Genomic DNA, 15,227 nt, shown 5'->3' on the forward strand with positions numbered 1-15,227 from the left:
TCTGCTTCAAGAAAATTAGAACTGAATTTCCCGTCCCTCTGCTGCCGATTGATAGATGGCATTCAGAATCTGTATCAACTGGGTTCCGTCTTCTACAGGGCAGATTGTCTCGGTGTTCCCCAGACAGCATTCTACAAAATGATTGATTTCACGGTTGAAAGCACCCTGGAAGTCGAATCCTGGATAAGTGATCTGCGGATCGATATTAATCATCGTATTATGTCGTTCTGTAGTGATCTTCAGCTGCGGTTCGAGCTCGGCGCCGCCTTTATCGCCAAAGATGCTGATCGATTGCGAATCCTGTGTAGCGTGGAGATTGAAGCTGACATCGACCATCAGGGAAGCTCCATTCTCGAAGCGGATCAAGGCGTTAGCCATATCCTCTACCGTGTTATGGGAAGCATCATAGTCCGCTGCTTTATAGAAATCATAGTTCAGAACATTGGAGCGGTTGCCTACCTTACGATACGTATTGCCGGTTACCGATTTCACCTTCGGTTTGCCCATCAGGTACCAGCATAGGTCGATAACGTGCACGCCGATATCAATCAGCGGGCCACCGCCGGAGCGTTCAATATCGGAGAACCAGCCGCCGGGATTACCGATTCTACGGATCAAGCTGGCTTTGGCGAAATAAATTTCACCCAGATCGCCCGCATCAATGAAACGTCTCAGTACTTCAATATTGGAAGCGTGGCGGCGGACATAGCCGACCTGCAGCGTCTTGCCAGTGCGATGCACGGCTTCCTGTACGCGAAGAGCTTCATCTACCGTTTTGCAGAGCGGCTTCTCGCAGAGTACATTCTTGCCGGCTTCAAGAGAAGCGATGCTGATCTCTGCATGGGAGTTATTCCATGTACAGATGCTGACAGCATCTATTTCCGAGTTAGCCAACAGATCTCGATAATCGGTATAGACATGAGGTACATTATACTTTTCTGCTGCTTTTTTGGCCCTTTCCTCATTCAGATCACAGACTGCATACAGTTGGACATGAGGATTTTCTTGATAGGCATTCAAATGACATTCAGAGATGGATCCGCAGCCGATGAGACCGATTTTTACCTGTTTCATTGTTTACGCTTACATCCTTTCATCCCCGCAGCGAATTTGCTACAATATTATGTACTTCATTCACGGCGGCATGGTTTATTTGTTCAATTACCTACAATCTATCACAAGAATTTGCAAGGGAGAATGTCCAGAATGACAAAATATATGGATTATATGATCAGTCCATACCCGATTCGTACCTATGAGCCGCTCGTCGATCCGAGCAAGCTAAAACTTAAATCTTTGGCCTTCCATAGCGCTGGGCATTTACCTGGGAGGACGCTACAAAGAGTAAATTCTGTGTTCGCTCATTGGGCGTTTGTCATGATAACGGGCGGGGAGGGATTTTATCAGGTTAATGACGGGGAGAGGCAGAAGGTAGTTCCAGGCTCCTGGTTCTGCCTATATCCTGGGGCTGTATTTAATTATGGCCCGAATCGTGGGGGCTTCTGGGATGAATACTATTTCACTGTATATGGCGAACGGGTCGACGAATGGCTACAGAACTGGCTCAATAATCCTGAACAGGTGAAGCACGGCATTACTGATGATGCACTTCTGCACCGGATGGAAATGATGCTTATGCTGATTGATAGCAACCAGCCAGGCAACCTGGACAGGGCGGCCATGATGCTGGAGCTGTTCTTGTACGAACTTGTGGTACAGATAGAGCAGACCCAAGCCGGTCACCGTGGAACATTTACATTGAAAATCATTGAAGACCTTTCCCGTTCCATTTATGTACAGCAGAAACCGGAGGAAATTGCAGACAGGCATCATATATCCGTATCTACGCTACGGCGAATCGTCCATGAGTATAGCGGATATCCGCTCAACGAATTTATTCACCGGTTAAAGATCGCGGAGGCCAAAAATTTGCTGCTGAATACAGAAATGAGCGTTAAAGAACTCGCTGAAGCGCTGGGGTATCAGGACATGTTCTATTTTTCCCGCGTGTTTAAGAGAGTCACTGGAATATCGCCGAGTAGTTACCGTAAACGTGGAGGAAATAGCTGAGACCTGCTATGCAGCAAGATCAAGAAGATGAGTAATGTCGTAAATTTTTTATAATGTTAAGGAGATTGTCACATGCTGCAGGAGATTTCGGAAAAGGAACTAAGGGTTAGATGGGAGCGGGCTGGTTCCAGAGAGGCGGTATTGTTCTATACACCATTGTGTGGGACATGTAAACTCGCGGAGAGAATGCTGGAGATTGTCCTTGAAGCAGGCGGAACGATTCCGGTATCTAAAATAAATATTAACTACGCGCCAGATCTGACGCAGGATTGGCAAATCTCCAGTGTGCCGGCATTGATTATCTTTCAAGCTGGCTTTCTGGTGCAGAAACAATATGCACTTCATTCAGTAGTGGATCTGCAGCAATGGCTGAAGCAGTGATCATGCTATTTGCAGCTTCTGCTGGCCATCTCAAGTTAACCTGTCCTAGGGAAGTAATAGGCTAACACACAGTCGTAACCTTATGCATAAAGTGTAGGGTATTGATTTTCGGTAAAGAGAAAGGGGCAGAACTGGAAATGGCAGAGCAGGATCTTCATTATTTCATGCGGGGAAATACAGCGCAAGGATTAGTCAGCTTGGCAGATTCGGTATTTCAGGGACTCGGCACCATTTACGTGCTGCAGGGCTTTCCTGGGGGGACGGAAGCGATAATGGGGCGGATTGCGGCGGCATTAGAGCAGTGCGGCTTCTCCCTGCAGAGAATTCATCAGCCTCTTGACCACGAATCCCTGGAGGGGATTATCGTTACGGATCTGTCGTTCGGGATCGTCGATGGGGATGCCTGGTCGGTTAATGCGGAACCGGTCGGGGCGGACATCAGATATATCGACCTTTGTTCCGTACTTGATACAGGCAAACTGGAGGCTTCGTCCGAAGAGATTGAACGATTGCAGGGGCAGATCGACACAGCCTATGAGCAGGCTTATGATATGTTTCTGAAGACACTGCGCATCCATGATGATTGGGAGAAGATTTATATTGATCATCTTGACCGCGAGGCGATGAATACGCTGGCGACGGAATGGTCGGAGCAGTATTTACAACCTGTGAGAGCGGGCAAAAAGGCGCAAGTTGTCCATCGCTTCCTCGGCGCAGCGACCTGGAGAGGAGCTATCGATTTCGTTCCTAATCTGACCGACCGTCTGCAGAGGCGCATTTATGTAAAGGGCCGTCCGGGTTCAGGCAAATCGACTCTATTTAAAAGTCTGGCTGCTTCCGCTGAGCTGAAGGGCATCGATACAGAAATCTATCATTGTGGCTTTGATCCGAATAGCCTAGATATGCTGATCTTCCCGGAGCTAGGGATTGCTATATTCGACAGCACGGCACCTCATGAGCACTTCCCAGTTCGTCAAGGAGATCAGATCCTTGACGTATATCAGCTTGCGATTGCTGAAGGAACAGATGAGAAGTTTGCAGATGCCGTTCTAGCGGTTAGGAATCGTTATTCTGCTTCAATGAAGCAATCGATCTCTTATTTGGCTGAGGCGAAGGAACTGCGTGATCAGCTTAAGGATATTTACCAGGGAGCTACAGCCGAGGGCAGTCTGTTCCCACTGGAGCGTACCATTTTAAGCGGCATCGAAGCCAGAGTGTAAACCCAATATTCATCAGAAGGCCCGCTATAATCAAAGCGGGCTTTTTGTTATGATATATAGAAGGAAAAATATACATAACTTAAACTATCCTATTATAATCCTATTCTAGTTATTGAGGCGGTGGAATTATGGACTTGCAGGGAGCAGTATCGATATCGAAGCGAATTCATACCAATATCAGCGAAGTGATCGTAGGGAAGGAAGAAGTAATTGAGCTGTTGCTGGCTTCCTTGTTCGGCAATGGACATGTGCTGCTGGAGGATGTACCCGGCACGGGCAAGACACTTCTGGCCAAGGCTCTGGCGCGTTCCCTGGATGGGCAATTCAAGAGAATCCAATTTACTCCTGATTTGTTGCCCTCTGATCTAAGCGGGATTAACTTCTATAATCAGAAGACAAGTGAGTTCGAATTCAGGCCAGGACCTGTGTTCACGGAGGTGCTGCTAGCTGATGAGATTAACCGGGCGACGCCGCGAACCCAATCCAGCCTCCTGGAATGTATGGAGGAGCGCCAGGTGACGATAGACGGCCTGACCCATGAGCTGTCCAGTCCGTTCTTCGTAATGGCAACACAGAACCCGGTCGATAATCAGGGGACTTTTCCACTTCCTGAGGCTCAGCTTGACCGCTTTCTGATGCGGATTGAGGTCGGCTATCCTACGCATGAGGAAGGCGTGGATATTCTGCTACGATTCCAGGTGAAGAATCCGCTAGAAGGACTTATTCCAGTAGCTACAGGTGCGGAGGTCGCTGCTGTACAGCGGTTTGTTGCTGGGATTAGCGTCTCTAAGGATTTGCTGAGCTATATCGTCCGCATTACGGAGGCAACGCGGAAGCATCCTGATGTGAGGCTTGGCGCCAGTCCGCGTGCTAGCACTGCTCTGATGCGTGCCGCGCAGGGAATCGCTCTGCTGCAAGGCCGGAATTATGTAACTCCGGACGATATCAAGCGAGTTGCAGAGCCGGTGCTGGCCCATCGACTACTCGTTCGCCACGGACTCCGTCCGGATGATCGACAAAGCGATGTAGTAGTTCGGCAAGTGCTCAGTGAAGTGGAGGTTCCTGCGGAGGATGTACTGACAGGAAGAGGGAAGTAGGTGGTTGACATGCAATTAACCTGGTTAATTGTTAGCGCTTCCGTTCTGATCGGATTGTTGGCCTTTATTTATCAGCGAAGCGCGATGCGAGGGTTGAGCTATACTCGCTACTTCACCAAGGACGCCGTGTTCGAAGGGGATACGGTCGAAATGGTGGAGGTGATCTCCAATGAGAAATGGCTTCCACTGCCCTGGCTGCGGCTGGAGTCGAGCATTCAAGCAGGACTCCGGTTCGGTAATCAGGCCAATCTGGACATCTACTCCGGGGACATCTATCAGAATCATATCAGTCTATTCTATCTTCGTTCCTATCGTCGAATTAAGAGACATCATCAGGTTATATGCTCGCGTCGTGGTCTCTTCCGTCTGGATTCGGCTACACTGACGACAGGCGATCCGCTTGGTCTGATCTCCAAGGCGCAGAAATTTCCGCTGAACCTGGAGCTGCTTGTATATCCGCAAATCCTCGCCTTGCAGGAGCTTCCGCTGCCGAACCATAGCTGGATTGGAGAGCTTGCTGTAAGGCGCTGGATCGTGGAGGATCCGTTCTTGACCTCGGGAATCCGCGAATATCGCCCCGGCGATGCTATGGGATCAATCAATTGGAAGGCGACGGCACGTACAGGTGCGTTGCAGGTCCATAAGCGCGATTATACAGCCGATCATCGGCTTATGATTTGTCTCAATTTGGAGGATAGCGATACGATGTGGCGTAATATTAATGACCCGGCGCGAATAGAACTGGGCATCAGATATGCGGCTACAGTGGCCGATCAGGCGCTGCGAAGCGGGGTCGAGACTGGATTGATCTGCAATGGACATCTGATCAATGGCCCAAGAGAATCTGTCAGGATCGAACCCTCCGCGGCAGCCGATCAGTTCGAGCTCTTGCTGTCGACGTTGGCCAGGCTTGTTCTGGATCGGACAGTCTCGATGTCGACTCTGCTCGAGGAGTTGTTGAACGAAGATCCGGTGGACACCGATTATCTACTGATCTCCTGTCATCAGGGTGAGAAGCTGAGAACGGCAGCTGACCAGCTGCTGCAGCGGGGAAACGGCGTCGAATGGATGAAGATTCCCGAGATCAATGACTTTATTTAGGAGGTAAGAGGATGCTCCAATATTATCGCGGTACGGAACAGGATATGGAAGTGTTGTTCTCCGCTTTTCAAACTGGATTTGTCGACTATATCGTTAAGCTTGACCTTACCATGGACCAGTTCGCCGCCCATTTCTTCGGCCAGGAAGGAAATGCGCGTGAGCATTCTTTTGTAGCCATGTCCGGGGATGAAGCGGTCGGCATCATACTTGGCGGGATCAAGCCGTACGAAGGGATACAGACGATGCGCTGCGGTGCGCTCGCTGTCCGTCCTGATTTACGTGGGCAAGGGGTGAGCAAGGAGTTGTTCTGGCTGCATCACCAGGAGGCCGTTGATCGAGGCTGTCGCCAGTTGTATTTGGAGGTCATTCAGGGGAATGACCGGGCGATAGCCTTCTATAACCATCATGGATATCAGAGGCTGTATGATCTGTCTTATTATACGCTGACGGATTTATCTAGATTAGCTGCAATAAGGCAAATGGATGCACCAGGTCATGGAATAGCTAGTATCACACAGCTTGATAATCATCAGTTCGTGGAAGCAATAAAAGGACGGGAATATTTCCATCTGAACTGGCAAAATGACCTCGATTATATTAGTCGATCGGACAAATATGTATTTTATGGGGCCTGGATGAACGGCAATCCCTGCGCAGTTTTGGCTATTACCCGTCAAGGGCGAATCAGTCTAATGATGGTTGATAAGAATGAACGGGGACGCGGAATAGCCCAAATGCTGCTGAATAGCGCCATTCATGAATTAGCTTTAACGCGGCTACAGATATCATTTTCCAATAACGCCGGGTTGCAAGGATTCCTGCAGCATCTAGGATTTCAAAGGGACCCGATCCAGCAGTATGAAATGTACCGATTTCTCTGAAATACGGGGTGGCAATCCTGCTCAATCATTGCTGAAGCCGAGCAAATTTCGAATAATCTCCACAATAGTTAGGCCAACCTGTAGGTCAGATGCCGATTGTTCCATTTTATCTCCCGTTATTAAATAAAACTAAAGATACGTTCGCGGCTCAATATGCAGCAGTGCTCGTTATAACGCATTAGCGGGAGGAGATTAGCGTGATTGACGTAAAAAGAGCAGGAGCGCGGGGAGATGGAAAGACGGATGATACAGCAGTTATTCAGAGAGCACTGCAGCAGGCAGCCCAAAGCAAGGATACAGTTTATTTCCCAGACGGGGTGTATATTATAGATCCGGCAAGGACGCTGTCGGTAGGGACGAATACTTCCATTCTTGGCAATGGCAAGACATCGGTCATTAAGGCCGCTTCCAGCGGGTTTGGCTGGGATATGATCAGGGTACAGGGAAGCAATATCAATATTAACAACGTGTCATTGGATGGGAATAATCGCGTGAATCGGGTGCTGGCTATTGGCGGAGGCAGCTCTAATATTGTGATTAACAACTCTTCTGTGGCCAATGCCACGCACAGTACTGATAAGAAGAGCGATTATTACGTCGGGGTGGTGTCCGGGATCGTAATCTACGGCAATACGAACTCGGTTACGATCTCCAACACGGAAATTTATAACGTCTCAGCCATTAATGTCTCTCAAGGAAGTCTGATCGCCAGAGGCATCTTCGTGACGACGACATGGGGCAGTACGGAGAAAATCGGCAAGAAAATATTGATATCGGGCTGTTATATTCACCATATTAGCCCAGCGGATGACGGGGACGGCATTTATTACGAGGACCCGGCTATGGATAATAACCTAGGTGAGAATACCGGCAGTGTGATCGCCAACAACCGGTTCACTTATTGCAGTAAAAGAGCGATCAAGGTCTATGCCCAAGGGATGCAAATCCAGAGCAATCAAATTGAGAACCCATTCTTGAACAACAATTATTATAAAGGCACGAAGAAAGGCACGCTTGCCCCGGATATGTATTCGGCGATAAGCATATATGGAAGCAACAATGTGGTTGTGAATAATATCATTAACGGGGCTGGCAGCTTCTACGCCGCGATTGAGGTGAGTGCCGGCAATCTGATTGAGAACACATTGATTCAGGGCAATTCAATCAGTATGGGTGACAAGAGCAACATTGCGGGAACTACGGCGATTCGCTTGGGGAATATTCGAGGATTCCAGCTGCTGAATAACAATATCAGCAATGGGGAGAGAGGAATCTGGACATGGCAGAATGCCGATCAGGGTACGATCCAGAGCAACTCTATTGTTGTGAAGAAAGGCACGGGGATTGATCTTACAACGTATTTAAGCGGATATGTACAGAAGAATATTACTTGTATTGGCAACAATATAACGGCGGGCAAAGCGAAGATCGTCATTCCGCCCAGAGCGATAAATATCGTCGTCAAATAAATGAGGAGTTCTCGCTTACTATGGCATGGCGCGATTTTGATCATAAAGGCATCTGCCTTCCAAGGTCATTCTACTTGGGGTTGGCAGGTGCTGTTCTATTTTTAATACCAGCTACGTCATTCTCTGACAACAAACTCCCAAGCACATTGTTATCGTGATCCGTATCCCTACCTGCGATATAAATGGCTGTTCCTACATTACGAATTACATTGCCCCGGACATTAGAGCTATCAAACGCTCCAAGGCGAATTCCTGTCGTCATTTCCTCCGCTTGCTCTGTTTGTTCTCCATCAATCCGATTATTCTCAATAACGATACGATCTAGATTTTCGAAGTCTGCTTCAATCGCAGCATAATAGCTCCCTCTGCCATTGATGAGATTTTCGCTGACCGTGACATGGCTCGCATAGATAGAGATTGCTGAGTACATATCCTGGGATAGAGGCTGCTCTGGGTCAAATAGATAACGGTTATTCCCCGAATAAGAGTTAGTGATGTAGTTGTTCCGCACAATCACTCCGGGAGCGGAGATCTTGATCCCTCTTTTGGCGGCATGATGAATCTTGTTGTTCTCAACGATCGAGTCGGACAGCTCCGCCAGGTTAGGGGGGACATCGAAGAAGATGCCGTCTGCATCCTCACGTGGAGTAATATATGAGATCTCATTGCCAGAGATTGTCACACGCTTGGCTGGAGACGCCCCTGATCCATTCCAGACCATGATCCCTCGGGCAACCGGCTGCGAGTGCATCGCGCTGATGTCCGTGATGAGCGAGGTGATCACCTTAATGTCCTCAGTATCGCCGTAGATCATGATGCCGGAGACGACCGCCGAATAGAGTGGGCTCTGCGGATCGGCTGCTTGTCTCATATTTCTAATGACCGAGTTAGCAATTGTGACGTCTGCTGAGCCAGGATGAATGCCGATGCCGCGGATGAAGCTGCCTGATCCATCTAGCTCGATGCCATCGACAAGCACGTCCCGACCAGAGATGCGGATTGCTTCATATCCAAAGGCTTCTGACGGCTGGGCTATAAATTTTAATACAGGCTTGTCTTCTCCAATGAGGCGAGTATTGCTGGATAGCTCAAGCGGCTCCTTCACATTTAGCAGATAGGTTCCTGCAGGCACTATGATTCTCGTCGAACCTTTACGTCCAGCTGCCTGATGAAGGGCCCGAATGAACACGGCGCTGTCGTCACGGATGCCGTCTCCACGTGCCCCGGCTTGCATAATATTGATGGTCATATTGCGATAGGGAGAGGTTATAGCAAGAACGACAATAGCTGAGAGAGAGAAGAGCAACAAGTATATTAAGAACCTTGATTTAAATAAATTTCGCCGGAGTAAGGAACTTCCCCGGTATATTTTAAATGCCATAATAACTAATCTCCTTCGCACATCTATAAAAGATTGAATCTGAACTATGAATATGTGTGTAAAGCATAATTTAATCCTCTCATTCATAAAGTGTTGAGACGGATTTCATTGAAGAATGGGAGAGTAGAAGAAGATGAAGGTGTTAGTTACCGGGGGAGCAGGGTTCATCGGCCGCCACACCGTGAGCCAGTTGCTCGAACAGGGTTATCAGGTCATTGTAGTCGATCAGCGACGAGGTGATCATAAGCTGCCCTGTGACCAGTCGGTTACCTACTATGAGGTCGATATTGTGTCGGAAGATCTAGAGCAAGTTTTCGCTAAGGAGGAGCCTGATTATTGTATCCATCTGGCCGCCCAGGTTAGCGTGCCCCGCTCCTTCGAGAATCCCCATCTGGATGCCGAAGTGAATATTGTGGGGACGATTAATGTCCTTCGCATGTGTGTCCGGTACAAGGTGAGGAAAATGGTGTTTGCCTCTTCGGCAGCTGTATACGGGAACCCCGGTATTTATCCGATTGAGGAGAAGTGTACCCTTGCCCCGCAATCTTTCTATGGGTTGTCGAAATATGTAGCAGAGAACTATATCCGTTCATTCTCGGATCAGTATCATCTTGATTATACTATCCTTCGCTATGCGAATGTATATGGAGTGCGTGAGCATCGAACCGGCGAGGACGGTGTGATGACGGCTTTCATCGAGCGGATGGCTGGAGGAATGCCGATGATTATATACGGTGATGGACGCCAGACCAGGGATTTCGTTTATGTTCGGGATGTAGCTGTTGCGAATGTACTAGCGCTGGGTGCTGGTTCACGACAGATTTTCAACATAAGCAGTGGGGTAGGACTTTCCCTACTTGAGTTAAGTAGAATATTACAGCAGCTGTGCGAGCATAACATTTCCGTTCAATTTATGCCTCAGAAGCCAGGAGATATTGATCGCAGCATTCTGAGTAATGATAAGGCCAGGAATCTGCTTGGCTGGTCCCCGTCGTACTCATTGGAAGAGGGCCTTCGGGCCATGACCATACATGAGTACGGGGTCAAGAAGAAAAGAGGGCAGCCATTTACGACGAGTCTTCAGGACTATAGTAAAATTACAGCGATCTAGTAATTCAGGGTTCTTCCTCTATCTGAGGCAGAACCCTTTGTCATTGTTTGGAAGTCTATAGCTGTGCTATGATTTAGCTTGAAGCACCCATTTGACGCCGATGCGATGGCAATGACGATGGAGGGCATTTCTAAATGGAAAATACGGGTAACGCTTACATCATAAAAACGTTGAAATTATGCTTGTCCTGCCTTGGTGAGATGGTGGTGCTGATGCCGATCTATCTTGCCGGAATTATGGTTCTAAGTCCGCAGTATCTGCCCTTAATCTGGCTGGTGATACTGCCGTTTGTTTCTTTTCTCGGCGTAGCTATTCGCAGTTATGTCCCTGTATTGTGGAAAAAGCTTGGAGCCGCTGTTCTGGTCGGAGCGGCCTGTGCTGCTGTGTTTTTATCAAGTGGGTCAGCAGGCTTCTCTCCCTTAATCGGGCTCTGCGCAGCGCTATTTGCGTTGCAAGGTATGACCGCTACCGATCGGGCCGGTGTGGCCAAGCTGTACTGGTATGGGGTTGCGCTATATTTTGTGGCCGGGATCGTCTATTCCCACGTTGCTCTACTGCACGGAGAGCTTGGTCTGATCACTTGGTTCGGGGTAGGCTGCCTGGCGATTGCACTGTTCACTACGAATTCTGAATATTTGCGTTATACGACGTTGTCCGACCATTCTCCGCTGCCAAGGGGCTTGCGCCGACATAATACGCTTTTTATTGTTATTATTCTCGGACTTGTCGTCTTGTTGGCTGCGGGAGCCGGGCGTTGGATCGGTAATCTGTTATTGAAATTCGTAAGATATATCTTCGCTTGGCTGACGCGCTCAACTGGAGAGCCAAAGGAGCTGGAGCCGGAAGAGGTTCAGGAGCCGCCGGCCATGTTCTTCCCAGGGGAAGTGCAGAAGCCGGGCTTGCTATCACAGATTCTGGATATCCTCTTCTATGTGATCGGCGGAGCCGTAATCGCAGCTATGATCGGTTTTGCTCTCTACTGGTTGTATAAAAATGCCGGAGGCTTCTGGAAGCGCAGCATCGATCGCATACTTGCATTATTGCGCAGACAGGACCTGGCCGGTGAGAATAAGGGTTATCGTGACGAGGAGATCTCGATCTTCTCCTGGGAAGAGAGGAAGCAGAGACTGGGGCATTGGCGGACGGTCTTGTCCCGGTTCGGACGGCGTCAGGAACGTTATGAGGATATGCATAGCAATCAGGAGAGAGTACGTTTTTTGTATCGGCGTTTTCTCTTAGCCAGGCGCAGCGAAGGCAGCGAATTAAAGCCTGGGCTTACTCCGTTGGAAATGGCCCGGGATATGCTGCCCCATGATGATAATGAGAAGAAGGATCAGAGAGGGAAGTCTGGGCAGGCGTCCTACAGGGCCGCTATAGAGCCGCTAATCATGCTTTATTATCGGGTCAGGTACGGTGGACAGGAGCCTGATGATGAAGAGGTAGCTGATATAAGACGGATGTTGAATTTATGATGACAAACCTGGGAAGCGGCCGTTCTTTGCGTTGTACGCCCAGCCTGGGCGTCATCTCTAGTCGTCCGATATGGGACAGAACACCTATTTCCGAATTCGCTCAAAGTAAAGAGGACCGGAGGCAAAGCCTCCGGTTTTTCTTAATTTTATAATAGGGAGAGGTGGTCGCAACATCCACTCAACGACCGCTTTAAATAATGCTTCCCATACAGTTTTGTTATCTTGTTCTAAAACACTCTCCGTGCGGTGACAAACCGCTTCTTCCAAGAGTCGGAGAAATCCTCTAAACGAACACCGTATTTGACGGAGTAAGTGTGTAGCAGTTGGCCGTCGCCCGCATAGATGGCTACATGGCCGATGTCCAACCCCCGTGAATCGAAGAACAGCAAATCCCCTTTGCGCAGGTCATTCAAGCCGACTTCTTTGCCTTCTTTGGCTTGGTCGTAAGAGACCCGTGGAAGATCGATCGACAGGATATCTGCAAAAATACGCTTGACGAACGATGAGCAGTCGAACGTTTGCGTCTGATCCGGCGAGGCGCCAAATTCATAGGGTGTGCCCAGATACTTCATACCGTAGGCGAGGAGCTCGTTCGCCTGTTCCTCCCGCAGGGCAGGACTAGAATAATCGGTATATTTGGGCTTGGCAGAAATATACCCGGACCGGTTATCGGTAGTACGCACCTCCAGCCAGAATGGGGAGGCTTCGCGAACGACGTGGACCTTTTTCCCGGCAGGCAGCAAGTCCCCGGAAGTCTGGCTCTCCGCATCCGGTGCGCTGCGCAGGTTGACGCCCCATAGAATGCTGGTTTCGTAATTGATCGGGGGGGCGGAAGTGATCATAACCGTTTTGGTATCCGCCTCCCATTTTACTGAGCTGCCAAGCGCTTCGCTGACAAAGCGTAAGGGGACTAGCGAATATCCGTGTTCAATCCGCCCCGGGAGAGTCAGGTTGATGGCTTGTCCATTCAACTGTGCAACCGGCTCTCCGATGCGGTAAATCAGCTTGGACTCGCCTTTGGTGGCCGTGACTGTTTTGCTGCTATCCTCCCAAGCCAGCTTAGCGCCTTGGGCTTCAAACAGTCCGCGCATCGGAACGAGTACGCTTCCGTGTACCAGGATTGGTTTGGTCTCGAGCTGCAATTGTCGTCCGTCTAAGTAAACCGATACTAGACCGGAAACCGAATCGGTTGCAGGATTGGCCGCTGGATCGATCACAGGGCTGGTCGCAACCGTATGGGCCTCGCTTGAGGATTCGGCATGAACGGGAGTCGAATAGAACAGGGACACGGCCAGCAGAAGATAAAGTACGCTTTTTTGTGTTGTCATGTTATTCATCACCTTGTCGTTATTTGTTACTTAATTGGACGAAAGCGGATGGGTTTAGTTGTGGTTCCAAATGATGGTAATAATGAAGGGGGGCCATAACTTAACGACAAAGGCCAGCCCCCTGTTTGTAAGACAGGGGGCTGGCCCAAATAGATAGTGGATTTCTTAGTATGTTTAGATCAGACTCCCGATTGTTCGGGAACCAGCTTAATGATCTCCAGTTTGCGGAATCGGTTGGGCTCTTTCTCAAGCAGCTTGAAGGTCAGTTCTTCATGCTCAAGTGTCTCTCCAACCTTCATCTCGGGATTCGTTCCGAACAGCCATCCACCGATCGTATCGACATCGTCGGTGCTAATATCAGCCATAAATAGATCGTTAATATGGTTAATCGTCACCTTGCCATCGACGATGACATGATTCTCATTGACCATGACGAGCGGTTGTTCCTCTTCCTTATCGAATTCGTCGCGAATCTCGCCAACGATCTCTTCGAGGATGTCCTCGATAGTTACGAGTCCGGCGGTTCCTCCATATTCATCGATCAGAATCGCCATATGGGTACCCTCACGCTGCATTCTCTGCAGCAGTTCATTCACTGGAGTTACTTCTGATACGGCCATGGTAGGCTGTAGAATCGAAGCGATATCCAGATCAGGGTTATCCTCGGAGGCAAGGAAGAACTGCTTCGTATTAATAAACCCGATAATATTATCCTTATTCCCGCGTACGACCGGGAAGCGGGTATATTGCTGTTCCTTGATAATGTCTAGATTCTCCCGGCGGGATTTCTCCGTATATAAACACACCATATCGGTACGTGGCACCATAATCTCTTTGGCTAATAAATTGTCAAAAGCAAATATCCGGTTTACATAGCCGTATTCGCTCTGATTGATCTTGCCGCTCTCAAAGCTCTCATTAATAATAATCTGCAATTCTTCCTCAGAGTGGGCTTCCTCATGTTCTGAGGCTGGTTTAATGCCAACCAATTTAACGAGCTGATTTGCTGATCCGTTCAAAGTCCAGATAAAGGGGCGCATGATCTTATTGAACCAAATAAGCGGTTTAGCCGTTAGCATAGCAACGGTCTCCGCTTTGCGGATCGCGATTGTCTTAGGGGCCAGTTCCCCGACGACGACATGCAAATAAGTGACGACAACAAATGCGATGATGAATGAAAGCACCTTGCTAATTGCATCAGGTATTTGGAGGCTGTGGAATAGAGGGTGCAAAATTCTTTCCACCGTTGGTTCCCCTAGCCAACCGAGTCCGAGAGCTGTGATGGTAATTCCCAGCTGACAAGCAGATAGATAGTCATCCAGATGAGTGATGATCTGTTTGACACTGAGTGCCTTCTTATTCCCTTCCAGAATCATCTGATCCACTCTACTCTCTCTTACGCGGACGATCGCGAATTCTACCGCAACGAAGAACGCCGTTAATGCGATCAGAATCGCCACCATAACCAAATTTAAACCCAATAGCCTGTCACTGTCCATTCTCTACATCTACTCCTTTTATTTATAAAATGATAAAAATGAATATCAATATTATTATATAATATCGCTCAATATTTTGCGAATTAACATGATAGATAGAGGATTGGCATGTAATTAATGTTCGTGTTTTGGTAGAGAAAATAATAATTAAACAAAATAAACTATGAATTAAATGTGAAAATACGAATATTATCATCAATCTCTTATTGACTTATTC

The 15,227-nt window shown here is 48.5% G+C and carries 13 protein-coding genes; 9 read left to right on the top strand and 4 right to left on the bottom strand.

Features of this window, described 5'->3' with window-relative positions:
- Positions 1 to 15: 15 nt before the first annotated feature.
- Positions 16 to 1,074: a Gfo/Idh/MocA family protein gene (locus ABD014_RS20615; RefSeq protein ID WP_343864368.1), complete on the bottom strand. Its 1,059-nt coding sequence runs from the start codon at positions 1,072 to 1,074 to the stop codon at positions 16 to 18.
- A 132-nt stretch (positions 1,075 to 1,206) separates the two neighbouring features.
- Here ABD014_RS20615 and ABD014_RS20620 point away from each other — a divergent pair, with 132 nt between their 5' ends.
- From ABD014_RS20620 to ABD014_RS20650, 7 genes are all read left to right on the top strand, one after another.
- The gene (locus ABD014_RS20620) at positions 1,207 to 2,070 is read left to right on the top strand and encodes a helix-turn-helix domain-containing protein (protein WP_343864370.1); all 864 of its coding nucleotides are present in this window, start codon (positions 1,207 to 1,209) and stop codon (positions 2,068 to 2,070) included.
- Between the two features lie 72 nt (positions 2,071 to 2,142).
- Complete coding sequence (locus tag ABD014_RS20625) at positions 2,143 to 2,451, top strand: thioredoxin family protein (RefSeq protein ID WP_343864373.1); 309 nt, start codon at positions 2,143 to 2,145, stop codon at positions 2,449 to 2,451.
- Between the two features lie 137 nt (positions 2,452 to 2,588).
- Complete coding sequence (locus tag ABD014_RS20630) at positions 2,589 to 3,671, top strand: hypothetical protein (RefSeq protein ID WP_343864374.1); 1,083 nt, start codon at positions 2,589 to 2,591, stop codon at positions 3,669 to 3,671.
- 128 nt (positions 3,672 to 3,799) lie between these two features.
- Positions 3,800 to 4,768, top strand: a complete 969-nt coding sequence (locus tag ABD014_RS20635) for an AAA family ATPase (protein ID WP_343864375.1) — start codon at positions 3,800 to 3,802, stop codon at positions 4,766 to 4,768.
- Between the two features lie 9 nt (positions 4,769 to 4,777).
- Positions 4,778 to 5,869 (top strand): DUF58 domain-containing protein, encoded by a 1,092-nt coding sequence (locus ABD014_RS20640; protein ID WP_343864547.1) that lies wholly within the window; start codon positions 4,778 to 4,780, stop codon positions 5,867 to 5,869.
- 11 nt (positions 5,870 to 5,880) lie between these two features.
- Positions 5,881 to 6,750 carry a GNAT family N-acetyltransferase gene (locus ABD014_RS20645; RefSeq protein WP_343864376.1) on the top strand — a complete coding sequence of 290 codons (870 nt, stop codon included), beginning with the start codon at positions 5,881 to 5,883 and terminating at the stop codon, positions 6,748 to 6,750.
- A 197-nt stretch (positions 6,751 to 6,947) separates the two neighbouring features.
- Entirely contained in the window at positions 6,948 to 8,219 is a 1,272-nt protein-coding gene (locus ABD014_RS20650) for a glycosyl hydrolase family 28-related protein (protein WP_343864378.1), read from the top strand.
- Between the two features lie 70 nt (positions 8,220 to 8,289).
- Here ABD014_RS20650 and ABD014_RS20655 read toward each other — a convergent pair whose 3' ends face one another.
- Positions 8,290 to 9,600 carry a right-handed parallel beta-helix repeat-containing protein gene (locus tag ABD014_RS20655; protein WP_343864380.1) on the bottom strand — a complete coding sequence of 437 codons (1,311 nt, stop codon included), beginning with the start codon at positions 9,598 to 9,600 and terminating at the stop codon, positions 8,290 to 8,292.
- A gap of 133 nt (positions 9,601 to 9,733) precedes the next feature.
- Here ABD014_RS20655 and ABD014_RS20660 point away from each other — a divergent pair, with 133 nt between their 5' ends.
- Positions 9,734 to 10,711 (top strand): NAD-dependent epimerase/dehydratase family protein, encoded by a 978-nt coding sequence (locus tag ABD014_RS20660; protein WP_343864382.1) that lies wholly within the window; start codon positions 9,734 to 9,736, stop codon positions 10,709 to 10,711.
- Between the two features lie 134 nt (positions 10,712 to 10,845).
- Positions 10,846 to 12,183 carry a DUF4129 domain-containing protein gene (locus tag ABD014_RS20665; RefSeq protein WP_343864384.1) on the top strand — a complete coding sequence of 446 codons (1,338 nt, stop codon included), beginning with the start codon at positions 10,846 to 10,848 and terminating at the stop codon, positions 12,181 to 12,183.
- Between the two features lie 227 nt (positions 12,184 to 12,410).
- Here the strand turns inward: ABD014_RS20665 and ABD014_RS20670 are convergent, their stop codons facing one another.
- Positions 12,411 to 13,511, bottom strand: a complete 1,101-nt coding sequence (locus ABD014_RS20670; protein ID WP_343864386.1) for a C40 family peptidase — start codon at positions 13,509 to 13,511, stop codon at positions 12,411 to 12,413.
- A gap of 179 nt (positions 13,512 to 13,690) precedes the next feature.
- On the bottom strand, positions 13,691 to 15,010 hold the full coding sequence (locus tag ABD014_RS20675) for a hemolysin family protein (RefSeq protein WP_343864388.1): 1,320 nt from the start codon (positions 15,008 to 15,010) through the stop codon (positions 13,691 to 13,693).
- Between the last annotated feature and the right edge of the window lie 217 nt (positions 15,011 to 15,227).

It is taken from the genome of Paenibacillus motobuensis (assembly GCF_039521865.1).
In the GTDB taxonomy this organism is placed as follows: Bacteria; Bacillota; Bacilli; order Paenibacillales; family Paenibacillaceae; genus Fontibacillus; species Fontibacillus motobuensis.